Raw genomic sequence first — 23,195 nt, 5'->3', positions numbered from 1 at the left:
GGACCTCGGTCCCGGCGGATCCGGCACGGGTGTTGCGTGCGTCACGCACCTCGGACATACTCGTTGGCAGATGGGATCCCAAAACCCAACCTCGGAGTCAATGGTGAATCTGAAGCGTCGGTGCGTCCGTCTGTCCTGCCTCGCCGCGGTCGCGGCCCTCGTCGTCGCTGCCTGCGCCCCCGCGCAGGACATGACGGTGGCGCCCGCGGACGCGGCACCCCCGGACGAGCCGGAGGGGAAGGTGACCTTCCTGTCGGCCGAGAACCTGTCCGGCGACTGGGACCCGTTCGACCACACGATCCTCGCCCAGGACCGGCTGCAGCGGGCCGCGTACGAGACGCTGGTCCGCGTCGACGAGGACGGTGCCTTCCAGCCCGGCCTCGCGCTGACGTGGGAGAACGTGGCTCCGACGACCTGGCGCCTCGGGCTGCGCGAGGGTGTCACGTTCCACGACGGGTCCCCGATGACCGCCGAGGACGTCAAGGCGTCGATCGAGTACGTCTCCAGCCCCGAGGTCGCCTGGTCCCTCGCCTTCCCGCGCCCCTTCACCGCCGAGGTCGTCGACGAGCACACGGTCGACATCCACACCGGCGAGCCGTTCGCCCCGATGCCCGGGCTGCTCGCCACGGGCGCCGCCGGCGTCGTCGCGCCGTCCGAGCTCATCGAGGCCGGCACGCTCGACGAGAAGTTCGTCGGCACGGGCCCGTACCGCTGGGTGTCGTACGAGAGCGAGGCGAAGGGCGTCCACCTCACCGTCAACGAGGACTACTGGGGCGAGACCCCCAAGATCAAGGACTACGTCTTCCGGTACGTGGGGGACAGCCAGACCCGGCTCGCCGCCCTGCGCTCGGGGCAGGCGGACATCATCGACCGCGTCGAGCCGCACCAGGTCGCGGACGTCGAGAGCGACCCCCGCCTGGCGATCACGCGGACGCCGACGGTCGAGTCGAAGTGGCTCGCGTTCCGTGCCGCGAAGGCACCGATGGACGACCCGCTGCTGCGGCAGGCCATCGCGCACGCGATCAACGTCCCCCAGATCGTCGACGTCGTGCTGCAGGGCAGCGGGACCGTCAACACCTCGTACTTCTCACCCAGCCACGAGCTCCACAGCGACTCGCCCACCTTCCCGACGTACGACCCGGAGCGGGCGCGCGACCTGCTGGCCGAGGCGGGGTACCCCGGGGGCGAGGGGCTGCGGACGCTGGACCTCATGGTCTCCGTCGGCTTCTACCCGATGACCAAGGAGTACGGCGAGGTCATCGTGCAGAACCTCGCCGACGTCGGGATCGACGTCAAGCTCACGACCCTGGAGACCGCCCGGTACAACCAGGGCCTGTTCGACCCCGAGATGGGCGACCTGTACGACCACGGCTGGTTCCTCGGCTCGTACGACGCCAACAGCGTGATGATGTCGCTCTTCGGCAACGCGCTGGTCACGTCGGTGAACGACCCCGAGGTCGACGCCGCGCTCGCCGCGCAGATGGCGGCACTCGACGGGGCGGAGCGTCAGCGGCTCGTCGACGAGCGGCTGATGCCCGCGCTGAACGAGTCGATGCTCGAGTTCCCCATGTTCACGAGCGAGCTCATCACGGCCTACTCCCGCAACGTCCGCGACCTCGAGGTGCCCCCCACCTCGTACCACCGCATCGAGGACGCGTTCCTCGCGAAGTGACCGTCGCACCTCGAAGGATCAAAGGAGATCTGTCGAATGCTGAGATCCATCGCCCGACGCGTCGGGCAGACCGTCGTGGTGCTCCTCGGGGTCGCGACGCTGGTGTTCTTCGCCCTGCGTCTGATCCCGGGCGACCCCGCGCGCGTCATCGCCCCCACCAGCTCGCCGGAGGTGCAGGCCGAGGTCAGGCGCTCCCTCGGCCTCGACCAGCCGCTCGGTGTGCAGTACCTGACCTACCTGCAGGACCTCGTCACCGGTGACCTCGGGACGTCGTACTTCTTCGACGGCAGCACGCTCGGTCTGGTCGGCGACGCCCTGCCGTACACGCTGTACCTCGTCGTCACGGCGCTCGCGCTCGGCCTGCTCGTCTCGCTGCCGCTCGGCGCGCTCGCCGCGCGGCACCGACGGGCCGTCACCGACCGCGCGGTCCTCGGGTTCTCGATCGTCGCGCAGTCGACGCCGAACTTCCTCATCGCGCTCCTGGGGATCACGGTCCTGGCCTCGGCGCTCTCGCTGCCGACCGTCGGGTACGTGGGTCCCGTCTCGCTCGTCCTGCCGAGCATCGCGCTGGCGGTCTCGCTCGTCGGCCTGCTCACCCAGAGCGTCCGCAACAACCTCGTCACGACGCTCGACGGCAGCCTCACCGAGGCCCTGCGGTCCCGGGGCGCGTCGGTCTGGCAGATCATCCTGCGCCACGGCGCGCGCCTGTCGGCGGTGTCGATCACCAACCTGCTGGGGGTCCAGCTCGGCTTCCTGCTCGGCGGCGCCGTGGTGATCGAGTACATCTTCAACTACCCGGGTCTGGGGCTGCTCACGCTGAACGCCGTGCTGCGCCGCGACTACCCGCTGATCCAGGCGATCACGATCACCACGGCCCTGGTGTTCGTGCTGCTCAACCTGGTCATCGACCTCTCGCACGGGTACCTCGACCCGCGGATGCGACCGGCGCGCGGCCGACCGGCGCGAGCGCCGCGGCCGGCGGCCACCGCCGTGACGGCAGCAGGGAGCGCAGCATGAGCGCGGACGTGGACACCACCGCGGCGACGGTGCCGCCCCGGGCGGCGGCGGGCACCGCGGCTCCTCGGCAGCACCCCCTGGTCCGCTGGTGGCGGCGCCAGAGCGCGCTCCTGCTCACCGGGTACGCGGTCGTGCTCGCGACGGCGGCGCTCGCCTTCGTCGTCCCGCTGGTCGCCACCGAGGACGCGGGCCGCGTGGACCCCGGCCGGGCGTACCTGCCGCCGCTGAGCGACGGCCACCTGCTGGGAACCGACCAGATCGGGCGGGACCTGCTGCTGCGGGTGGCCGACGGCCTGCGCGTGTCGCTGCTCATCAGCGGCTCCGCGGTGGCGGCGGCGATCTGCATCGGTCTGCTGGTCGGCCTGGTGGCCGGCTACTACGGGGGAGCCGTCGAGACGGTGCTCATGCGGCTCACCGACGTCCAGATGGCGCTGCCCTTCATCGTGCTGGCCGTGATGATCCTGTCGATCGCGGAGCCCAGCTACGTCTCGCTGACGCTCGTGCTGTGCCTGGCCGTGTGGCCGGCGTACGCCCGGGCGGTGCGCAGCTCGACCCGGCTCGAGAAGGACGCCAACTACGTCCAGGGCATCAAGATCCTCGGCGGCAGCAACCTGCGCGTCCTGCGCAAGTACCTGCTGCCGGCGGCCCTGGCGCCGCTGGCGGTCCTGGCGGTCCTCGACGTGGCGGCGCTGATCCTCTTCGAGGCGACGCTCGGGTTCCTCGGTATCGGGTCGCCGCCCGACGCCCCGTCGCTCGGCTCGATCATGGCCGACGGCAAGCAGTTCATCACCTCCGCGTGGTGGATCTCCGTGATCCCCGGGCTCGTCACGTTCGCCGCCATCCTCGGCATCAACCTCGTCGGGGTGGCACTTCGGGAAAGGAAGGGGCGGTCATGACGGCTCAGCCCGCAGCGGGGACCGGGGCACTGCTCGACAGGCCGCGGGGACGGGACCCGCTCCTGGCGGTCACGGGGCTCACGACGTCGTTCCCGGACGGCGACGGGGGGCGCGTCCAGGCGCTCGACGACGTCTCGTTCACCGTGCAGGCCGGACGCACCGTCGGCATCGTCGGTGAGTCCGGGTCCGGCAAGAGCGTGCTCCTGCGCTCGATCCTGGGTCTCGTCGAGCCGCCTGGGGTGGTCGAGCGCGGTGACGTGGTGTTCGAGGGCGTCTCGCTGACGCAGTCCTCGGAGGCGGCCCTGCGCCGGATCCGCGGGCGCGACATCTCGACCGTCTTCCAGAACCCCGCCGGAGCGCTCAACCCGGTCGTGAAGGTCGGCGACCAGTTCGTCGAGGCGGTGCGCCTGCACGAGCGCGTGTCCCGCACGGCGGCGTACGAGCGGGCGCTGGCGCTCGTCACCGACGTCGGCTTCGACGACGCGGCCGCGCTCATGGCCACCCGCCCGTACGAGCTGTCGTCCGGTGTGGTCCAGCGCATCCTCATCGCGATGGCCCTGGTGCACGGCCCCAAGCTGATCCTGGCGGACGAGCCGACGACCAACCTCGACGTCACCGTCGAGGCGCAGATCCTGGACGCGATCGCCCGGATCCAGGTCGAGTACTCGACCACGCTGATCATCGTGAGCCACGACATGGGTGTCGTGAGCCAGGTCAGCGACGAGATCGTCGTGATGTACGCCGGGCGGATCGTGGAGCACGGCGAGACCGCGGACGTGCTCACGCGCCCTGCGCACCCGTACACACGGGCACTCATCGAGTCGGTCCCGACCGGGCGGATCACCGCCGGGACGCGGCTGCCGACCATCCCCGGCACGCCGCCGGACCTGTCGCGGCTGGGTCCGGGCTGCGCGTTCGCGGAGCGGTGCGCGTACGCGACGGACCGCTGCGTGGTCGAGACACCCCTGCTCGTCCCCGGCGCGCGCACCCTGCGTGCGTGCCACAACCCCCTGGAGGCGGTGGCCCGTGACCACGGATAGCTTCGTCTGCGAGCGGCTCACGAAGTCGTTCGCGCACGGCCCGGACGCCGTCCCGGCGGTGGACGACGTCAGCTTCACGCTCGGTGCCGGTCGGTCCTTCGGGATCGTCGGCGAGAGCGGCGCGGGCAAGAGCACGCTGCTCAAGTGCCTCGTCGGCCTGCTGCCGGCCGACGCCGGGCGCGTGACCTACGAGGGCCAGGACGTGGGCCGCCTGTCCCGCCAGGAGATGCGGGCGTACCGCCGGCGGGTGCAGCTGGTGCTGCAGGACCCGTACACCTCCCTGCCCGTCAACGCGACGGTGGCGCAGGCGCTCGAGGAGCCCCTCGTGATCCACCGGCTGGGCCGCGCGCAGGACCGCCGAGCGCGCGTCCTGCGCGCGCTGGAGTCGGTGTCGCTCGCGCAGCGGACCCTCGACCGGGGCATCCGCACGCTCAGCGGCGGGCAGCGGCAGCGGGTCGCGATCGCGCGGGCGCTCGTGCTCGACCCGCAGACGCTGCTGCTCGACGAGCCGGTCTCCGCCCTGGACGTGTCGGTCCGCGCCCAGGTGCTCAACGTGCTCATCGACCTGCAGGAGGAACGGGGGCTGCGCTACGTGGTCGTCTCGCACGACCTCAACGTCATCAAGATCCTCGCCGGCGAGGTCGCGGTCATGCTCAAGGGCCGGTTCGTCGAGCAGGGCAGCGCGGAGCAGGTGCTCTACAGCCCGCGTCACGAGTACTCCCAGCTCCTGGTCAGCGCCGCGCCGTCGGTGGAGCGCAGCCTGGAGAACCGAGCACAGCAGGGACGGCCGGTCGCCGCTCCGGCCGTCTAGCGCACGCCCCCGGCGGCGTCCGCAGCGACGCCGGGCACCCACGAGAAGGGAAGTCCCATGAAGTTCTCCCCGTCGTGCGACACCATGGTCGCACTCGGTTCCGTCACGGCCTGTGGTCACCCCGTCTTCGCCAAGAACTCCGACCGCGAGCCCAACGAGGCCCAGTACCTGGTCCAGCAGCCGCGTGCGACCCACGAGGAGCCGATGGTGCAGTGCACGCACGTCGCGATCCCGCAGGTCGAGCGGACGCACGCCTTCATCGGGTCGCAGCCCTGGTGGATCTGGGGTCTGGAGCACGGGGTCAACGAGTTCGGCCTCGCGGTCGGGAACGAGGCCGCGTGGTCGCGCGACGAGGCGTCGCTCGAGCCCGGCCTCCTGGGGATGGACTACGTCCGCATCGCGCTCGAGCGGGCGACGACCGCGACGCAGGCGCTCGAGCTGGTGACCGGTCTGCTCGAGGAGCACGGGCAGTCCGGGTCGTGCTCCTTCGAGGGCCAGACGGCGTACCAGAACAGCTTCATCTTCGCCGACCCCACCACGGCCTGGGTCCTGGAGACCTCGGGCCGGCACTGGGCTGCGCGCCAGGTCACGGACGTCGCGTCCATCTCGAACGTCTACTCGATCGGTACCCAGTACGACCGGATCTCGCGCGACGCCGTGCAGCACGCGGTCGACAACGGCTGGCACGACCCGTCGCAGCCGTTCAGCTGGACGCTGGCGTACACCGACACCGGGCTCGACCGGCTGCCCTCGTGCCGCGCGCGGCTGGGGCGCTCGGGGAGCCTGCTCGCCGGTGAGGGGCCCGGCGTCGGGCCCGCGACGATGATGGGCTTCCTGCGCGACCACAGCGACGACTCCGGGCGGACGGGCAACGACTGGGCGCCGAGCGCGTCGAGCGAGGGCTCGCTGTGCATGCACGCCGCGACCGCCGAGGGGTTCGAGACGGCCGCCAGCGTGGTCGCGGAGCTGCACGGCGACCCCGCGCGGGGCGGGGCGACGATCTGGGCGTCCGCCGCGTCCCCGTGCATGTCGGTCTTCGTCCCGCTCTGGAACGACCTCGAGGTCCCGGCGCAGCTGCGCCGCCCCGAGAGCATGGCCGGCCCCGACTTCTGGTGGCGGACCGAGACCACGCAGCGCAGGGTCGAGCGGTACTTCGACGTGCTCCACCCCGTCGTCGCCAGGCTCGTCGACGTCGCGCAGGCGGACCTGCTCGCGGCCGAGCCGACGACGCCGGTGGACGGCCGGGCGGACCTGACCCGCCAGGCGCTGGCCGCGGCGCAGACGCACGTCGAGCACGTGGCCGACCTCGTCGACCGCACGGGCTTCGAGGGGCGCGTGCCCGCGACCGACCGCAGGGCCACCTACCTGGACGACGTCGGCACCGGCGCGTCCCTTCCCGCGACCGCATGAGGACGGACCCCATGGGCACTGATCGGATCGACGCGGTCGACCCGCCCGCGCTCGCGGTGCTCGTCGTCGACCGCATCCGCGACGCGATCATGGACGGTCGGCTGCCTCCGGGCTCGCAGCTCGTCCAGCGGGACCTGGCCCAGCAGCTGGGGGTGAGCAGGGAGCCCGTCAAGCACGCGCTCCGGGTGCTCGAGGGGGAGGGCCTGGTCGAGGCGAGGCCGCGGCGCACCTCCGTGGTCGCCGAGGTCAGCATGAAGGCGACCTGGGAGATCTACGAGGCGCGGTCCTGCCTCGAGCCGTTCATCGCGGCGAAGGTGGCGCGCTACCCGGACGGCGACCGGGAGCGGCTGGCCGCGCGGCTGACCGAGCTGTGCGACGAGGCCGACCGGACGCAGGACGGCGTCGAGCTGGCCGTGCTCGACCGCAGGTTCCACACGGTCCTCTACGAGGCGGCCGACAGCGAGCTGATGCTGAGGTTCCTGCACGCCAACTGGCGTGACATCGAGCGGGTCATGCGCCGGACGTCGAGCACGTCCTGGGTGAGCGTCTCGTGGCGCGAGCACCGGCAGATCGTCGAGGCGATCCGCCGGGGCGAGGTCGAGGAGGTCTCCGCGTGCTCCCGCGAGCACGTCGTGCGGGCCTTCGAGTGGATCGCCGAGTCGGCGCGGTCCGACGCGCCGGGTGCGGGGCCGGACGGGGCGACGGGACCGGTGACGTGATCCGGGTCCTGGTGGCTCCCGACAAGTTCAAGGGCTCGCTGTCCGCGCCCGGCGTGGCCGAGGCGGTGGCCACCGGCGTGCGCAGCGTGCTGGGGGCGGTGCCGGCCGACGGGCGCCCGGGGTGCGAGGTCGTGTGCCTGCCGATGGCCGACGGCGGGGAGGGGACGGCCGGGTGCTTCGCGGCCGCGGGCTTCACGCCGCGGACGGTGCCCGTGACCGGTCCGCTGGGTGTGCCGGTCGACGCCCCGTTCTACCGCCGGGGGCGTGCGGCGTTCGTCGAGCTCGCCGACGCGGCAGGTCTGGCGCTGTGCGGCACGCGGCGCAGCCCGCTGGACGCCACGACGTCGGGCGTCGGTGAGCTCGTGCGGGCGGCGATCCACGACGGTGCCGACCACGTGTACCTCGGCGTCGGCGGGAGCGCGTCGACCGACGGCGGCATCGGGCTGCTCGCGGCGCTGGGCGGGCGGTTCCTCGACCGTGACGGCTACGACCTGCTCCCGGGCGGCGGGGGCCTCGACGAGCTCGGCACGGTCGATCTCACCGGCGTCCGACGCTCGACGGACGGTGTCGCCTTCACCCTGGTCGCGGACGTCGACTCGGCGCTGCTCGGTCCGACCGGCGCCGCGCGGGTCTTCGCGGCGCAGAAGGGTGCCACGCCGCAGGACGTCGACCGGCTCGAACGCGGGCTCGCGCGTCTCGTGGACGTGGCCGCCACGACCTACGGCCCGGAGTACCGCGAGGCAGCCCACCGGCCCGGTGCCGGAGCGGCCGGTGGCGTCGGCTACGCGCTCCTGGCGGCGCTCGGCGCGGAGTACCGCAGCGGGATCGAGGTGGTCAAGGAGCTCGTGGGCTTCGACGCCTACGCGCGCAGCGCCGACGTCCTGGTCACGGGGGAGGGCCGCGTGGACGAGCAGACGCTGCGCGGCAAGGTCGTGGCCGGCGTGGCGCAGACCGCGCGCGCGCTCGACAAGCGCCTGCTGGTGGTCTCGGGGCGGTGCGACCTGCCGGCCGAGACCCTGACGGAGCTCGGGGTCGAGGGCGCCGTGGCGCTGCTGGAGCTGGAGCCCGACGTGCGCACGTGCATGGCCGACGCGCCCGTCCTGCTGGAGCGGGCCGGGGCGCTGCTGGCGCAGCGGCACCTGATCGGTGCGGCCCCGGAGCCGGGGGTGCCCGTCGCCGGGTGACCCGGTGCATGACACGACGAAGGCGGTGGACCGGACGGTCCACCGCCTTCGTGCTGTCCGGCCGGAGCCGCCCGGATGACCTCGTCGCCGTGCGCGAACGGGACGAAACGCGATGTTTACAGAACGCGCCCGACCCGCGAAACACGTCCTCCCTAGCGTCCTCGGCCATGGGCACCGGCCTGTATACGCCGCGGGACACAGCGCGGTGGCACGCGGTGGGTCGGGCCCGGACCGGCACCCTCGCCAGCTCGTCCGAAGCGAAAGGCACACCGTTGACCACACACACCTTCCCCCTGCGGACGACCCGGAAGCGCGCGCTCGCCCTGTCGGCCGCCGCGCTCGCGGCCGCCCTGTCGCTGTCGGCGTGCGGCGGTGCGCGCACGGCCGACGCCGCGGCCGGCACCGCGTCCGCGTCGGGCGGCGCCTCCTGCGTGGACACGTCCGGGGACACCGTGAAGATCGGGTTCCTCAACTCGCTGTCCGGCACGATGGCCATCTCCGAGCAGACGGTCCGTGACTCCCTCGACCTCGCCGCCGAGGAGATCAACGCGGCCGGCGGCGTGCTCGGCAAGCAGCTCGAGATCGTGGCCGAGGACGGCGCGTCCGAGCCCACCGTGTTCGCCGAGAAGGCCGAGAAGCTCATCTCGTCGGACTGCGTCGCCGCGGTCTTCGGCGGCTGGACGTCCTCGTCGCGCAAGGCCATGCTGCCGGTCTTCGAGTCGAAGAACTCGCTGCTCTTCTACCCCGTGCAGTACGAGGGGCTCGAGGCGTCGAAGAACATCTTCTACACCGGTGCGACGACGAACCAGCAGATCATCCCCGGCATGGACTACCTCAAGGAGCAGGGGAAGAAGAAGGTCTTCCTCGTCGGGTCGGACTACGTCTTCCCGCGCACCGCGAACAAGATCATCAACGCCTACGCCGAGGCCAACGGCATCGAGATCGTCGGCGAGGAGTACGCGCCGCTCGGGCACACGGACTTCGCGACCATCGTCAACAAGCTGAAGTCCTCAGGTGCGGACGCGGTGTTCAACACCCTCAACGGTGACTCCAACGTCGCGTTCTTCAAGGAGTACAAGAACGTCGGCCTGACGGTCGACGCGACCCCCGTGGTCTCGGTGTCGATCGCGGAGGAGGAGGTCGGCGGCATCGGCGTCGACAACATCGTCGGCCAGCTCACCGCGTGGAACTACTACCAGACGGTCGAGTCGCCGGAGAACTCCACGTTCGTCGCGGCGTTCAAGGAGAAGTACGGCGACGACCGCCCGACGTCCGACCCGATGGAGGCCGCGTACACGTCGCTGTACCTGTGGAAGGGCATGGTCGAGAAGGCCGAGTCCTTCGCGGTCGCGGACATCCAGGAGGCCGCGGACGGCGTCTCGTTCGACGCCCCCGAGGGCACGGTCACGGTGAACGGCGACAACCACCACATCGCCAAGACGGCGTACATCGGGGAGATCGGGCCCGACGGCCTCATCTACTCCGTCTGGGAGTCGGACGGCCCGATCGAGCCGGACCCGTTCCTCGAGGGGTACGACTGGGCCGAGGGCCTGTCCTGACCCGCGTCCCGCACGCCAGCACGCACCCCTGAGCGCGGTGGCCCGGTCCGACCTCGGCCGGGCCGGGCCACCGCCCTGCGGGCGCGTCGACCACCCACGGAAGGCGGCGCCGCATGGACGCCCTGTTCTCCCAGCTCTTCGCGGGCCTGAGCCTCGGCTCGGTGCTGCTGCTCGCGGCACTCGGCCTGGCCCTGACGTTCGGTCAGATGGGCGTCATCAACATGGCGCACGGCGAGTTCATGATGGCCGGCGCCTACACGGCGTTCGTCCTGCAGACGTTCATCCCCGACGCGGGGGTGTCCCTGCTCGTCGCGCTGCCCGTCGGGTTCGTCGTCGGCGGGCTGCTCGGGCTGCTGCTGGAGGTCACGCTGATCTCCCGGATGTACCGACGGCCGTTGGACACGCTGCTCGTGACGTTCGGCGTCGCGCTGGTCCTGCAGCAGCTGGCGCGCGACGTCTTCGGCGCCCCCAACGTCGACGTGCGCGCCCCGGCGTGGCTGTCGGGGGCCGTGCCGTTCCTCGGCATGAACCTGCCGAAGACGCGCCTGTTCATCCTGGGCCTCGCGATCGCGTGCGTGGTCGCGCTGTCCCTCGTCCTGAAGCTGACGTCGCTGGGCCGCCGCATCCGCGCGACCGTGCAGAACCGCGACCTCGCGGAGACCTCGGGCGTCTCGACGCGCGCCACCGACCGCCTCACGTTCTTCGTCGGCTCGGGCGTGGCCGGCGTCGCGGGCGTCGCGCTGACGCTCCTCGGGTCCATCGGGCCGACGCTCGGCACCAACTACATCGTCGACGCGTTCCTCGTGGTCGTCGTCGGCGGCATCGGGCAGCTCAAGGGCGCCGTCATCGCGGCGTTCTCGCTCGGCATCCTGCAGGCCACGTTCGAGTACTCGACGACCGCGAGCCTGGCCAAGGTCCTGCTGTTCGTCGTCATCGTCGCGTTCCTGCAGGTCCGGCCGCAGGGGCTGGTCTCGGTCCGCACCCGGAGCCTGGCATGAGCGCGGCGACCGGACCCGTCCCGGGCACGGCCACGCCCGCCCCGTGGTGGCGGCGTCCCGCGACGCGCGTGTGGGCCGGCGTCGCGATCGCCGCGGTCGTGCTCTTCGGCCTGGCGCCCGCGCTGCTCTCGGACTTCCGGCTCAACCTGCTCGCGAAGTTCCTGTGCCTCGCGATGGTCGCCGTCGGCATCGGGCTGGCGTGGGGCCGTGGCGGCATGCTCGTCCTGGGGCAGGGCGTGTTCTTCGGCATCGGCGGCTACCTCATGGCGATGCACATGAAGCTGTCCGACGCGGGCCCCGGCGCCGTCCCCGACTTCCTGCTGCTGTACGGCGACGGCGTCGTGCCGGGCTGGTGGGAGCCGCTGCGCAGCCCGGTCGTGACGATCCTCGCGATCCTCGTGCTGCCCGCCGGCATCGCCGCACTGCTGGGGCTCGCGGTGTTCCGCCGCCGTGTGCGGGGCGCGTACTTCGCGATCCTGTCGCAGGCGCTCGCGGCCGCGTTCGCGATCCTGCTGGTCGGCCAGCAGAAGGTCACGGGCGGCACCAACGGCCTCAACGGCTTCCGGTCGTTCTTCGGGTACGACCTGGCCGACCCGGTCAACAAGCGGATGCTCTACTTCATCGCCGCGGGCGTGCTCATCGCGATGGTCGTCATCGTGCGGCTGCTCATGAGCTCGCGCTACGGCGAGCTCCTGGTCGCGGTGCGCGACCAGGAGAACCGCGTGCGGTTCCTCGGGTACGACCCGGCGAACGTCAAGGTCGTCGCGTACGCGATCGCCGCGTGCTTCGCGGGCATCGGCGGCGCCCTGTTCGCACCGGTCGTCGGCATCATCTCGCCGGCCGACGTGGGCGTCATCCCGTCCATCGGGTTCCTCGTGGGCGTCGCGATCGGCGGACGCGCCACGCTGCTCGGGCCCGTGCTGGGCGCGGTCGCGGTGTCGTGGGCCGAGACCGGGCTGTCCGAGCAGTTCCCGTCGTTCTGGACCTACTTCCAGGGCGCGCTGTTCATCCTCGTCGTCGCGTTCCTGCCGCAGGGGTTCGCGTCCCTCGGCGGGCTGTGGCGCCGGCGCCGGGCGGCGGGCGCGCCCGCGCCGGACGACCCGCCGGTGGGGTCCGGGCCCGACGCGGCCCGCGAGCTCGCGTCCACCGACGCCGCCGACGGCGCCGCGCAGGAGGCGGCCGACGCCGCCCGCACCGCAGGGAGGAACGCATGAACCCGCAGCCCGAGAGCGTCGAGCCCGTCGTGCCCGACGACGCCGGCGGCCTGGACCCCGAGGCCCTCGAGCAGGTCATCGCCGCGCCGGGCGAGCGGTTCCGGCACGACTACCTCGAGATCCGTGACCTGCGCGTGGTGTTCGACGGGTTCGTGGCCGTCGACGGCGTGGACCTCACGGTGACACGCGGTGACCTGCGGTTCCTCATCGGTCCCAACGGTGCCGGCAAGACGACGATCGTCGACGCGATCACCGGTCTCGCCCCCGCCACGGGGTCCGTGCAGTTCGGCCGCGTCGAGCTGCTCGGCAAGCCGTCGCACCGCATCGTGCGCGCCGGGGTGGGGCGCACGTTCCAGACGGCGAGCGTCTTCGACGAGCTCACCGTCCTGCAGAACTTGGACATCGCGGCGGGCGCCGGCCGTGGCCCCCTGACGATGCTGCGCCGCCGGCGCGGGATCCCGCCGGAGGTCGAGGCCGCGCTGGAGACCGTCGGCCTGACGAAGGTCCGGGACCTGCCGGCGGGGATCCTCGCGCACGGTCAGAAGCAGTGGCTCGAGATCGGCATGCTGCTGGTCCAGGACGCGCGGCTGCTGCTCCTGGACGAGCCGGTGGCGGGCATGAGCCAGGCCGAGCGCGAGGAGACGGGCCTGCTGCTGCAGCGCATCGGCGAGCAGCGCACGGTCGTCGTCGTCGAGCACGACATGGAGTTCCTGCGCTCGTTCGCGTCGTCGGTGACGGTGCTCCACCAGGGCAAGGTCCTGTCCGAGGGCACGGTCGCGCAGGTGCAGGCCGACCCGCGCGTCGTCGAGGTGTACCTGGGATCCGGGGCGCACGGACGGGGCCGCGGCGCGGCCGCCGGCGACGCACCGGCCACGAGCACGGGGGTGGAGTGATGCTGGAGCTGCGCGGGGTGCACGTCGGGTACGGCCGCACGTCGGTCGTCCACGGGGTCGACGTCGAGGTGCCGGACGGTGCGGTCGTCGCCGTCATGGGCCACAACGGCGCGGGCAAGACGACGCTGCTGCGGGCCGCGGTCGGCCTGCTGCCCGTGCGGTCGGGCACGGTGCTGCTCGGGGGGCAGGACGTCACGCGGTGGCGGCCGCACCAGCGGGTCCGCGCCGGGCTCGCGTACGTCCCGCAGGGGCAGCAGTCGTTCGGCCAGCTCACCGCGCGGGAGAACCTGCAGCTCGTCGCCGACGTCGCCGGGTCGGCGGGGGCTCGGCGGCTCGACGAGGCGCTCGACCTGTTCCCCGCGCTGCGCGGGCTGCTGGGGCGGCGTGCGGGGCTGCTGTCCGGCGGGCAGCGCCAGCAGCTCGCGATCGCCCGGGCGCTGATCACCGGTCCGCGCCTGATCGTCCTCGACGAGCCGACCGAGGGCATCCAGCCGTCGGTCGTCGCCGAGATCGAGGACGCGATCGTGCAGCTCGCAGGGGCCGGCGGGCTGTCGGTCCTGCTCGTCGAGCAGCACGTGGGGTTCGCGCTCGCGGCCTGCTCGCGGTACTACGTGCTGGAGTCCGGGCGGGTCACCGCGCAGGGTGACGGGGGTGTGGCGCAGGAGGCGGACGTGCGTGCCGCGATGGCGCTCTGAGGGTGACGGAGGTGGCTTCCGGGACCCTCGTCCCGGAGCCGTGGGGGGCGGGAGGGCTGGCGTCATGAGCATGTCCATCGGGCCGCACGGGCTCGCCGTGCCGGAGCCCCCGGCGGGTGCCGCACCCGCCGGCGAGTCGCTGCGCGAGCAGGTCTACCAGCGGCTGCGGGACGAGATCCTCAACGGGCGGGTCTCGTCGCGCGAGCGCCTCACCGAGCCCAAGCTGTCCCGGGCGTTCGACGTGTCCCGCACGCCGGTGCGCGAGGCGCTGTCGCGGCTGCTGTCCGACGGGCTCGTCGAGCGCACCGACTTCGGCTACGCGGTCGTCGTGCCGTCGCTCGCGTCGTTGCGTGACCTGTACGAGCTGCGGATCACCCTCGAGCTGCGCGGCATCGCCCGGGCCATCGAGAACCCCCAGGTGCGGCACGACCGTGCACTGCTGGCCGCCGCGCTCGAGCGCTGGCGCGAGCTGCGCGACGACGTCCCGGACCCCGACCCGAGCTTCGTGCTGCTCGACGAGGGCTTCCACCGGGCGCTGTCGCAGGCGTCCGGCAACGCGCAGCTCACGGACGCGCTGGTCACGGTGAACCAGAAGATCCGTGCCGTGCGGATGCACGACTTCGTCGAGGACGAGCGCATCACCGCGACCATCGCGGAGCACATCGAGATCCTCGACCTCGTCCTCGACGACCGCCTGGACGACGCGCTCACGGCGCTGCACAAGCACGTGGGGGAGTCGCTCGAGGTGGTCATGGAGCGCGCGTCGCACGCGATGGCGCGCATGGCGGTCCACACCTGACCGGTGCGGTCAGCTGCGGATGGCGGTGCAGTCGTCCTCGAGGAACGTGACCGTGCTGCGGTCGACGCGCCCGACGTCCGGGAACGTGCGGGGCCACAGCTCCGTGAGGTCGACGCGGCGGTCCTCCCCGGCGAGGTAGAAGCCGTAGTCGACGTAGTCGAACCCCGTCAGGTGCTCGCAGATCGCCCGCGCACCTGCCGCCACGGCGTCCGCGTCGAGCGGCTGCTCGTCGGGCCACGTGACGGTCAGGCCCATGCGGTAGGCGAACCCGTCCAGCCCGGCGCGCGGCGTGACCTCGGCGGCGTCCGGCAGCGCCTCGGTGACGGCGTCCTTGACCAGCCGCGTGATCGGGACGTCGTTCTCGTCACGTGGAGGGCCGGAGAGCTGGTCGCGGGCAGCGTTGCACCCGCCGAGCAGGACGGCGAGGGCGGTCGCCGTCACGAGACCGGTGGCGAGGCGGATGTGGCGTGGCATCGGTGCGGGTCCTCCGGGTGGCGCGGCTGGAGGCGCCAACCTAGACGGAGCCCGGTACGCGACACCCTGTGCGCACCGGCGCGCACGGGGTGAAACGCCCGGACCCGCCTCGTCAGCAGGCCGCACGCCTCACAGGTCGCGGCGCACGTTCTCCGCGCGGTTCTCGACCGCGCCGTGCCGCAGCAGGTTGACGATCGCCGCGGCCAGCCCGCCCCAGATGACGACCATCGCCACCACCATCATCACGATCGCGCTCGTGCTCATCAGCGGTCTCCCTCGTGGTCACGGGCCGGGCTCGCGCCCGACGCCCCGATGCCGGTGGCGTCGAGCGGCGCCGTGGGGTCCGAGCCGGGTGGCGGCCCGTCCAGGTGGGTCCCGGCGCGCCACGGCACGCGGGCGACCAGGAAGCCGACGACCGGCAGCAGCACGACCATGAGCCAGCCGAAGACGATCAGCAACCAGGCGGGGTAGTCCTCGTAGGGCGCGCCGAGGTCCTCGCGGAGCGCGAAGACGAGCACGACGACCAGCCCCACCGGGGCCACGACGCTGGTCAGGACGCGCCAGGTCCGACCGAGCCGCGGGCGGCCGTGGACGTTGAGGTGCGCACCGAGGGCGGGCAGGGCCCGCAGCCCCCAGGCGACGACCAGCATGCTGACGAGGGCCACCACGAGGATGCCGTACTGGTTGACGAAGTGGTCGACGACGTCGAGGACGTAGATGCCGCTCGTCGTGCTGAACAGGGCCAGGCTCAGCACGGCGCACGGCACGACGACCGCGAGGGTCGCGGTGAGGCGACGGGTGTCGAGCTTGTCGCGGACGGCGGAGATGACCACCTCGATGACGCTGACGAGCGACGTGATCCCGGCCAGGACGAGGGACCCGAAGAACAGGACGCCGATGAGCGCGCCGGCCGGCGCCTCGCTGATGATCGTCGGGAACGCGATGAACGCCAGACCGATCCCGCTGCTGGCCACGTCGCCGACCGCGACGCCGTCGGCCTGCGCCATGAAGCCGAGGGCGGCGAACACGCCGATGCCCGCGAGCAGCTCGAAGCTGGAGTTCGCGAAGCCCACGACGAAGCCCGAGCCGACCATGTCCTCGCGGCGGCCCACGTACGAGGCGTACGTGATCATGATGCCGAAGCCGATGGACAGCGAGAAGAAGATCTGGCCGAACGCGGCCGCCCACACCGACGCCGAGGTGAGCGCCGACCAGTCCGGTGTGAAGAGGGCGTCGAGGCCGGCCGCCGCGCCCGGGAGGAACAGCGCCTGCACGACGAGGGCGGCGAACGCGAGGATCAGCACGGGGATGAAGACCACCGAGCTCGCACCGATCCCGCGCTGCACGCCGAGCGCCATGATCACCAGGACGCCCAGCCAGACGATCGTGAGGGGCACGAGCACCCCGGGCACCACGTCGGTGGTGACGCGGACGTCGCCGGCCTGCAGGAACTCGCCGAAGAAGAACCCCTCGGGGTCGGAGCCCCAGGCCTTGTCGAGCGAGAAGAAGGTGTAGCGCAGCGCCCACGCGACCACGGCCGCGTAGTAGACGGCGATGACGAAGCAGATGGCGACCTGCCACCAGCCGAGCCCCTCGGTGCCGCGGCGCAGGCGGGCGAACGACAGCGGGGCGGAGCCGCGCTGCCGGTGCCCGATCGCGTAGTCGAGCAGCAGGAACGGCAGGCCGGCGGTGAGCAGCGCGACGAGGTAGGGCACGACGAACGCGCCGCCGCCGTTCTCGTAGGCGACGTAGGGGAACCGCCAGATGTTGCCGAGCCCGACCGCCGAGCCGATGGCCGCGAGGATGAAGACGCGGCGGGAGCTGAACGACCCCCGTCGTCGCTCCACCTCGGCCTGCTCGGTGGCACCTTCCGGTGTGGTGCTCATGCTGCCCCCCGCCGTCCTCACGAGCCGCCTCGCCGCGATGCTGCCGTTCCGGACACTACGCCCGGGCCGGACATCTGCACCTCGAGGGGGCCCGACCGGAGCGTGCCGTGCCCGACGCACTCCGGCGGGGGTCGACGTCCGCGCAGGTCGTGCGGGGGCTCAGCCGCCCGGGCCGAGAGGTGAGGGGGCCCGGCGCGCGCGGGCGGTGACCCGCAGGCCCGACGCGCGCAGGCGACGGACGAGGTCACGCGTGCCGACGGGTTCGGCGCCCAGCGCGACCACCTCGTCCCACCGCTCGACCGGCACGTCGTAGTGGTCGAGGTCGAACGCGCGCCGGGGGATGCCGGCGCGCGCGGCGAAGGCGTGCAGCTCGTCGTACGAGGTGTCGCTCACGAGGTGCCCCCACACCGTGCCGTGCCGGGGCCACAGCGGGGGGTCGACGAGGACGGTCACCACCCGAGGCTACGAGACGCGCGGGGGCACGCCGGTCCGTCCCGTCCCGCGAGCCGACCCCAGGCACCTCCCCGGACCGGCCCGTCCACCGACTGCTGCGGGCTCGCCCGACGACGCGCGTCTCCTCCCTAGCGTCGAGGTGGTCGGTGCCGCGCACGGCGGCACCCCGGACCGGGAGGACGTCCATGAGCAGGTACGAGGTCGACGCCGCACAGCTCGACGGGTCCGCCGCGGCGGTGCTGGCGCGCGCCGCGAGCATCCAGGCCGAGGTCGCCGCGATGCAGCGGCAGCTCGTCGAGCTGCAGGTGACGTGGCGGGGCGGTGCGGCCGGAGCCTTCGGGTCCGTCGTCGCCGAGTGGAACGTGACGCAGGGCCGTGTCGAGCAGTCCCTCGCGCAGATCGCGGCGGCGATGCAGGCCGCGGCGCGCACGTACGCCGAGGCGGAGGCGCACGCGTCGCGGCTGTTCGCGCACTGACCGGTGCGCGGGGCGGCGCGGCGCCTCAGTCCCGGCGAGCGGGCGTCGCCGTGCTCCCGTTCGTCGGTCCCTCGGGGCCGGCCTGCTGCTGGTCGCCCGCCCGGTCGGCGGCCTGGTCGGCCTCGGCCTTCTCGAGGCGGGCCATCTCCTTCTCGAGGCGCTGCAGCTCCGCCGAGACGTTCTGCCGCGCGGGCTCCTCCCAGGGCTGGGCCAGCGGGCTGACGAAGAGGGACGGGCGTGCCAGGAGCTTGTGCAGGATGCGCAGGCGCGCCCGCACGTAGTCCGCGACCGGCAGGTGCGCGTACTCGGCGCGGACGTCCTGGAGGTAGGCCTTGTACCGCTGCGGCTCGGTCGCGAGCATCGCGAGGTCCGCGTCGCACAGGACCGCGCAGTCGCTGTCCCGCACGTCGGGCGAGTGCCGGATCAGCGCCGAGACCAGGTCCGCGACGCGCTGCGCCTGCGTCTCCGGCACGCCGAGCCCGGTGAGCTGCTCGCGGGCCAGGACGGCGCTCGCGGCCTCGTCCTCGCCGCCGCGGTTGGCGTACGCCTTGCGCTCGGCCGAGTCGAACACCGCGCCGTGGTACCAGGCGGCGAGCCGGACGAGCTCGGGGTGGTGCGCCTCCTCGTCGAGCTCGTCGACGCGCGCGAGCACGTCGACGAGGTGCCGGAGGTTGTGGAAGTGCCGCTCGGGCCGGGTCCACCTCTCCAGGAGGTCCTCGGCGGTGCGCCGGACCTGCTCGACCGGTGCGGTGCCTCCGGCCTCGGCGACGTTGCGGGTGAAAGCCGGGACCAGCCAGGCGGGTGCGTCATGGACGCCCATGGATCAGCCTCACGACGTTGGCGACGGACCCGTCATCGTAGCCACGTCCGCGGCGGGCGTCGCATCGGCGGGCCGCGATGCGGGAGGAGGGCCGGCCACGGGCAGCTCGACGCGCACGGTCGCGCCCCCGCCGGGGGTCGGGTGCACCGCGACCGTCCCGCCGTGGGACGCGACGATCGCCGCCACGATCGCCATGCCGAGACCCGAGCCTCCCGAGTCGCGGGTGCGTGACGCGTCGATCCGGTAGAACCGCTCGAAGACGCGCTCGGCGTGCTCCGGCGGGATGCCGGGGCCGTGGTCGCGGACCTCGACGACGGCGGTCTCGTCGTCCGCGGCGCCCACGGCGATCTCGACGGGCGTCGCGGGGGGCGTGTGGCGCGCGGCGTTGCCGACGAGGTTGGCCAGCACCTGCCGCAGCCGCTCCTCGTCGCCCACGACGACCCGCGGGGCCGTCACGCCGTCGAGCGCCACCAGGCGCACCGGACGCTGCGGGTCCAGCGCGCGCAGGTCGCTCACCGCGTCGGCGGCCAGCACGGTCAGGTCGACCGGGCCGATGCTGCCGCGCCGCCCCTCGTCGAGCCGCGCCAGCGCGAGCAGGTCCTCGACGAGCGACCCCATGCGGGCCGCGGAGCCCTCGATGCGCTGCATCGTGTCCGCGATCTGCTCGGGCGTCGTCGTGGCGCCCATGCGGTACAGCTCGGCGTACCCGCGGATCGCGGCCAGGGGCGTGCGCAGCTCGTGCGACGCGTCCGCGACGAACCGCCGCATGCGGGCCTCGGACGCGGTGCGTGCGTCGAACGCCTCCTCGATCTGCGCGAGCATGCCGTTGAGCGCCGCGCCGAGACGGCCGACCTCGGTGCTCGCCGGCGCGACCGGCACGCGCTGCGACAGGTCGCCCGCGGCGATCTCGGCGGCGGTCCGCTCGATCTCGGCGAGGGGCCGCAGCGACCGGCGGACCGCCCAGCCGCCGGCGACGACACCCGCCACGACGATGAGCAGGCCCGACGCCGCCAGGCTCCACGACATCGCGACGACCGTCCCGTGCAGGTCCCGCAGCGGCAGGCCGACGACGACCGACCCGGCCGTGCCGTCCGACGCCTGGAACGGGTAGGCGACGACGCGCCAGGGGGAGCCGGTGCGCGTCGAGGGCACGGTGAACGGCTCGCCGCTGATCGCCGACGCGTCGAGCGCCGTCAGGTCGGCGACCCGCGGCATGCCGTACATCTGCTCGGTCGCCGGGCTGACGACCGAGGCCTCCTGGGCGCGGGTCTGCACCCGCACGTAGTAGTCCGTCGGCCCGATGTGACCGCGCTGGCTGGTGAGGTACCCGAGCGCCTCGCCGGCGACCGACTGCGCCTCGGTGGCGAGCTTCTCGTCGACCGGTGCCAGCAGGTTCCGCTCGAGCAGCGTCGTGGCGGTGACCCCGGCGACGACCAGGCCCGTGCCGAGCAGGACGGCGGTGATCGTCACGAGCCGCCAGTGCAGCGACGTGCGGCGCCACAGGGTGCGGGCCGCCGCGACGGGACCGGCACCGTCCGTGGCGTCCGCCGCTGCCGTCACGCGGACTCGCGCAGCAGGTAGCCCACGCCTCGCCGGGTGTGGATGAGTGGGGGCAGCCGGTTGCCGTCGGCGTCCGTGAGGTGGTCGATCTTGCGCCGCAGGTAGGAGATGTAGGACTCGACGATGTTGGCGTCGCCGCCCCACTCGTACTGCCACACGTGGTCGAGGATCTGCGTCTTGGACAGCACGCGCTGCGGGTTGAGCATGAGGTAGCGCAGCAGCTTGAACTCGGTGGGGGACAGGTCGACCGCCTGCCCGGCGCGGCGCACCTCGTGGGTGTCGTCGTCGAGCTCGAGGTCGGCGTACCGCAGCACGGACGAGCCGAGGCCGTCCTCCGGGGCGGTGCGTCGCAGGATCGCGCGGATGCGCGCGACGACCTCCTCGAGGCTGAACGGCTTGGTCACGTAGTCGTCCCCGCCGACGGTCAGGCCCTGCACCTTGTCGGCCGTGTCGTCGCGCGCGGTGAGGAAGAGCACGGGCACGTGCTGGCCCTTCTCGCGCAGGCGGCGGGTGACCGTGAACCCGTCCATGTCGGGCAGCATGACGTCGAGCACCACGAGGTCCGGCTCGATGTCGCGCGCGAGCCGCAGGGCGGACATCCCGTCGGCGGCCGCGTGCACCTCGAACCCCGCGAAGCGCAGCGACGTCGCGAGCAGCTCACGGATGTTCGGCTCGTCGTCCACGACGAGCAGGCGGGCCTCGGGCGTGCTGGTCATGTCCCCATTCTCGCGCCGGATCCTGGGAGCCGCCTGAGTGCCGGAGAGGAAGTCGGGGGCGTCACCTGGGAGGTTCCTGGACGCGTCATGAGGGCGCGAGCGGCCGCTGCGCACGAGACGCAGATCGTTGTGGACATGTGACCTGGACATTCGGCTCAGCGGCCCCTCGCCGCTACCGTTGAACCGTGACCGTTCCCTTCAGCGACCACGCGCTCGACGCTGCGGACGCCGGGGCGAGGCCCCGCGTCACCGTCGTGCAGAGCTCCCCCGACTGCGGCCTCGACCGCTTCGCCGAGTGGTGGACGGGGATCGACGTGCACCTGGTGCGCGCCGACCTCGGTGACGCCCTGCCCGGCCCGACCGAGGTGGGTGACGGGCTCGTCGTCCTGGGCGGCCCCATGTCCGCGCACGACGACGACGCCGCACCGTGGCTGCGGCCGCTGCGCGACCTGCTGGCCGTCGTCAGCGCGACCGACGTGCCGGCCCTCGCCATCTGCCTGGGTGCCCAGCTGCTCGCCGTCGCGCGCGGCGGACGCGTCGAGCTCGCGGCGCCCCCGGGGTGCGAGGCGGGCGTCGTCGACGTGCGCTGGCGCCCGGAGGCCGCGGCCGACCCGCTCGTCGGCGCGCTCGTCCGGCACGCCGGCGCGGCGCGGACCAGCCCCCAGCCGAGCATGCACGGCGACGCCGTCGTGGACCTGCCCCGCGGGGCGGTCTGGCTCGCCTCGACGGCGATGTACCCCTTCCAGGCGTTCCGCATCGGCAGCGCCTGGGGCGTGCAGTTCCACCCCGAGGCCGGGGTCGCGACGATCCGCACCTGGGCGGAGGGGAACGACGCCGTGGACACCGAGGCGGTCGTCGCGCAGATGACCGCGCGCGCCGACGAGCTCACGGTGTCCGGACGCGCCGTCGCCGACGCGTTCGCCGGCCTGGTGCACGAGCGCGCCGCGGCCCACCGCGTCAGCGTCTGACGACGCGGACAACGACACCGACAACGCGACGGCCCCGGCCCCCCGACGTGCGGGGACCGGGGCCGTCGTCGTCCGTCAGGCGTCCGACGTGCCGGTGCCGATCTGTGGCGTCACCGTCGTGGCCTCGATCTCCCGCGGGTTGGCACCCTGCTTGAGCGCGGCGAGCCGGGCCTCGATCTCGATCTCGGTGCCCGCCGACTCGAGCTCGGCGAACTGCGCGTCGAGCGACGACGCCGCCAGCTCGGCCTGACCCGCCGCGTAGGCCTCCTCGCGGCGGACCTTCTCCTCGAAGCGCGCGATCTCGCTCGTCGGGTCGAGCACGTTGATCGAGCCGATCGCCTCCTGCACCTGCCGCTGCGCCTGCGCGGACTTCTGGCGCGCGACGAGGGTGTCGCGACGGGACTTGAGCTGGCCCAGCTTGTCCTTCATCTGCGCCAGGCCGGACTTGAGCTTCTCGACCGTGTCGCGCTGCGAGGCGATCACGGGCTCGGCGTCACGGACCTCCTGCTCGGCGGCGAGCTGCTTGCCGATCGCGATCTTCGCGAGGTTGTCGAACTTGTCGGCGTTGGCCGTGTCCCCGGCGGCGCGGAACTGGTCGGCGCGCGACGACGCCGCGACCGCCTTCTGGCCCCAGTCGCGGGCCGCGGCGACGTCCTCGTTGTAGTCCTGCTCGGCGAGGCGCAGGTTGCCGATGGACTGCGCGATGGCCTTCTCGGCGTCGGCGATGGAGCCCGTGAAGTCCCGCACGAGCTGGTCGAGCATCTTCTGGGGGTCCTCGGCCTGGTCGATGAGCGCGTTGATGTTCGCGCGCGTCAGCTGCGCGATCCGTCCGAAGATCGACTGCTTCTCGGTCATCGTGTCGTGCCCTCCCTGTGGTGCCGACCCGGACCGTCCGCCCGGTGTCACGTGCCGCACCCGCCGTCGTCGGCGGGTGC

Annotated in this window: 24 protein-coding genes; 16 read left to right on the top strand and 8 right to left on the bottom strand. The window is 72.9% G+C overall.

Features of this window, described 5'->3' with window-relative positions:
- The first annotated feature begins 100 nt into the window (after window positions 1-100).
- The 14 genes from H9657_RS03140 (at window position 101) to H9657_RS03075 (ending at window position 14,907) form a co-directional block, all read left to right on the top strand.
- Entirely contained in the window at window positions 101-1,672 is a 1,572-nt protein-coding gene (locus H9657_RS03140) for an ABC transporter substrate-binding protein (RefSeq protein WP_225214530.1), read from the top strand.
- 36 nt (window positions 1,673-1,708) lie between these two features.
- On the top strand, window positions 1,709-2,689 hold the full coding sequence (locus H9657_RS03135; protein ID WP_191780256.1) for an ABC transporter permease: 981 nt from the start codon (window positions 1,709-1,711) through the stop codon (window positions 2,687-2,689).
- On the top strand, window positions 2,686-3,585 hold the full coding sequence (locus H9657_RS03130) for an ABC transporter permease (RefSeq protein WP_191780254.1): 900 nt from the start codon (window positions 2,686-2,688) through the stop codon (window positions 3,583-3,585). The genes H9657_RS03135 and H9657_RS03130 overlap by 4 nt, the downstream gene beginning before the upstream one ends.
- Window positions 3,582-4,625 (top strand): ABC transporter ATP-binding protein, encoded by a 1,044-nt coding sequence (locus H9657_RS03125; protein WP_191780252.1) that lies wholly within the window; start codon window positions 3,582-3,584, stop codon window positions 4,623-4,625. Before H9657_RS03130 ends, H9657_RS03125 begins: the two co-directional genes overlap by 4 nt.
- Window positions 4,612-5,436 carry an ABC transporter ATP-binding protein gene (locus tag H9657_RS03120; protein WP_191780251.1) on the top strand — a complete coding sequence of 275 codons (825 nt, stop codon included), beginning with the start codon at window positions 4,612-4,614 and terminating at the stop codon, window positions 5,434-5,436. The genes H9657_RS03125 and H9657_RS03120 overlap by 14 nt, the downstream gene beginning before the upstream one ends.
- Before the next feature lie 57 nt (window positions 5,437-5,493).
- Window positions 5,494-6,846 (top strand): C69 family dipeptidase, encoded by a 1,353-nt coding sequence (locus tag H9657_RS03115; protein ID WP_191780248.1) that lies wholly within the window; start codon window positions 5,494-5,496, stop codon window positions 6,844-6,846.
- An 11-nt stretch (window positions 6,847-6,857) separates the two neighbouring features.
- On the top strand, window positions 6,858-7,565 hold the full coding sequence (locus H9657_RS03110; RefSeq protein ID WP_191780246.1) for a GntR family transcriptional regulator: 708 nt from the start codon (window positions 6,858-6,860) through the stop codon (window positions 7,563-7,565).
- On the top strand, window positions 7,562-8,749 hold the full coding sequence (locus H9657_RS03105) for a glycerate kinase (protein ID WP_191780245.1): 1,188 nt from the start codon (window positions 7,562-7,564) through the stop codon (window positions 8,747-8,749). Before H9657_RS03110 ends, H9657_RS03105 begins: the two co-directional genes overlap by 4 nt.
- A gap of 272 nt (window positions 8,750-9,021) precedes the next feature.
- On the top strand, window positions 9,022-10,308 hold the full coding sequence (gene urtA / locus H9657_RS03100; protein ID WP_225214529.1) for an urea ABC transporter substrate-binding protein: 1,287 nt from the start codon (window positions 9,022-9,024) through the stop codon (window positions 10,306-10,308).
- 113 nt (window positions 10,309-10,421) lie between these two features.
- Window positions 10,422-11,306: an urea ABC transporter permease subunit UrtB gene (gene urtB / locus H9657_RS03095; protein ID WP_191780243.1), complete on the top strand. Its 885-nt coding sequence runs from the start codon at window positions 10,422-10,424 to the stop codon at window positions 11,304-11,306.
- Window positions 11,303-12,520: an urea ABC transporter permease subunit UrtC gene (gene urtC, locus H9657_RS03090; protein ID WP_225214528.1), complete on the top strand. Its 1,218-nt coding sequence runs from the start codon at window positions 11,303-11,305 to the stop codon at window positions 12,518-12,520. Before urtB ends, urtC begins: the two co-directional genes overlap by 4 nt.
- Window positions 12,517-13,413 carry an urea ABC transporter ATP-binding protein UrtD gene (urtD, locus tag H9657_RS03085; RefSeq protein WP_191780241.1) on the top strand — a complete coding sequence of 299 codons (897 nt, stop codon included), beginning with the start codon at window positions 12,517-12,519 and terminating at the stop codon, window positions 13,411-13,413. The genes urtC and urtD overlap by 4 nt, the downstream gene beginning before the upstream one ends.
- Window positions 13,413-14,108, top strand: coding sequence for an urea ABC transporter ATP-binding subunit UrtE (gene urtE / locus H9657_RS03080; protein WP_191780239.1), 696 nt, complete (start codon window positions 13,413-13,415; stop codon window positions 14,106-14,108). The genes urtD and urtE overlap by 1 nt, the downstream gene beginning before the upstream one ends.
- A 64-nt stretch (window positions 14,109-14,172) precedes the next feature.
- The gene (locus H9657_RS03075) at window positions 14,173-14,907 is read left to right on the top strand and encodes a GntR family transcriptional regulator (RefSeq protein ID WP_191780238.1); all 735 of its coding nucleotides are present in this window, start codon (window positions 14,173-14,175) and stop codon (window positions 14,905-14,907) included.
- Window positions 14,908-14,916: 9 nt separating this feature from the next.
- Here H9657_RS03075 and H9657_RS03070 read toward each other — a convergent pair whose 3' ends face one another.
- From H9657_RS03070 to H9657_RS03055, 4 genes are all read right to left on the bottom strand, one after another.
- Window positions 14,917-15,381, bottom strand: coding sequence for a hypothetical protein (locus H9657_RS03070; RefSeq protein WP_191780236.1), 465 nt, complete (start codon window positions 15,379-15,381; stop codon window positions 14,917-14,919).
- 129 nt (window positions 15,382-15,510) lie between these two features.
- Window positions 15,511-15,645, bottom strand: a complete 135-nt coding sequence (locus tag H9657_RS03065; RefSeq protein ID WP_191780234.1) for a methionine/alanine import family NSS transporter small subunit — start codon at window positions 15,643-15,645, stop codon at window positions 15,511-15,513.
- Window positions 15,645-17,267: a sodium-dependent transporter gene (locus H9657_RS03060; protein ID WP_191780232.1), complete on the bottom strand. Its 1,623-nt coding sequence runs from the start codon at window positions 17,265-17,267 to the stop codon at window positions 15,645-15,647. Before H9657_RS03060 ends, H9657_RS03065 begins: the two co-directional genes overlap by 1 nt.
- 159 nt (window positions 17,268-17,426) lie before the next feature.
- Window positions 17,427-17,720 carry a DUF4031 domain-containing protein gene (locus H9657_RS03055; protein WP_191780230.1) on the bottom strand — a complete coding sequence of 98 codons (294 nt, stop codon included), beginning with the start codon at window positions 17,718-17,720 and terminating at the stop codon, window positions 17,427-17,429.
- 185 nt (window positions 17,721-17,905) lie between these two features.
- Here H9657_RS03055 and H9657_RS03050 point away from each other — a divergent pair, with 185 nt between their 5' ends.
- Complete coding sequence (locus tag H9657_RS03050; protein ID WP_191780228.1) at window positions 17,906-18,196, top strand: WXG100 family type VII secretion target; 291 nt, start codon at window positions 17,906-17,908, stop codon at window positions 18,194-18,196.
- A 25-nt stretch (window positions 18,197-18,221) separates the two neighbouring features.
- Here H9657_RS03050 and H9657_RS03045 read toward each other — a convergent pair whose 3' ends face one another.
- The 3 genes from H9657_RS03045 to H9657_RS03035 are packed head-to-tail and all read right to left on the bottom strand — an operon-like array spanning window position 18,222 to window position 21,292.
- The gene (locus tag H9657_RS03045) at window positions 18,222-19,016 is read right to left on the bottom strand and encodes an HD domain-containing protein (protein ID WP_191780226.1); all 795 of its coding nucleotides are present in this window, start codon (window positions 19,014-19,016) and stop codon (window positions 18,222-18,224) included.
- A gap of 9 nt (window positions 19,017-19,025) precedes the next feature.
- A complete protein-coding gene (locus H9657_RS03040) occupies window positions 19,026-20,576 on the bottom strand; it encodes a sensor histidine kinase (protein WP_191780225.1) in 1,551 nt (516 codons plus the stop codon).
- Window positions 20,573-21,292: a response regulator transcription factor gene (locus H9657_RS03035; RefSeq protein WP_191780224.1), complete on the bottom strand. Its 720-nt coding sequence runs from the start codon at window positions 21,290-21,292 to the stop codon at window positions 20,573-20,575. The genes H9657_RS03040 and H9657_RS03035 overlap by 4 nt, the downstream gene beginning before the upstream one ends.
- A gap of 185 nt (window positions 21,293-21,477) precedes the next feature.
- Between H9657_RS03035 and H9657_RS03030 the strand changes: the two genes are divergently transcribed.
- Window positions 21,478-22,260 carry a type 1 glutamine amidotransferase gene (locus tag H9657_RS03030; RefSeq protein ID WP_191780222.1) on the top strand — a complete coding sequence of 261 codons (783 nt, stop codon included), beginning with the start codon at window positions 21,478-21,480 and terminating at the stop codon, window positions 22,258-22,260.
- Window positions 22,261-22,335: 75 nt separating this feature from the next.
- Here the strand turns inward: H9657_RS03030 and H9657_RS03025 are convergent, their stop codons facing one another.
- Window positions 22,336-23,115, bottom strand: coding sequence for a PspA/IM30 family protein (locus H9657_RS03025; RefSeq protein ID WP_191780220.1), 780 nt, complete (start codon window positions 23,113-23,115; stop codon window positions 22,336-22,338).
- Between the last annotated feature and the right edge of the window lie 80 nt (window positions 23,116-23,195).

The organism is Cellulomonas avistercoris, from assembly GCF_014836445.1.
Taxonomy (GTDB): domain Bacteria; phylum Actinomycetota; class Actinomycetes; order Actinomycetales; family Cellulomonadaceae; genus Cellulomonas; species Cellulomonas avistercoris.
The sequence above is the reverse complement of the archived record's forward strand: the minus strand, read 5'-3'. Positions and strand labels throughout refer to the sequence as shown.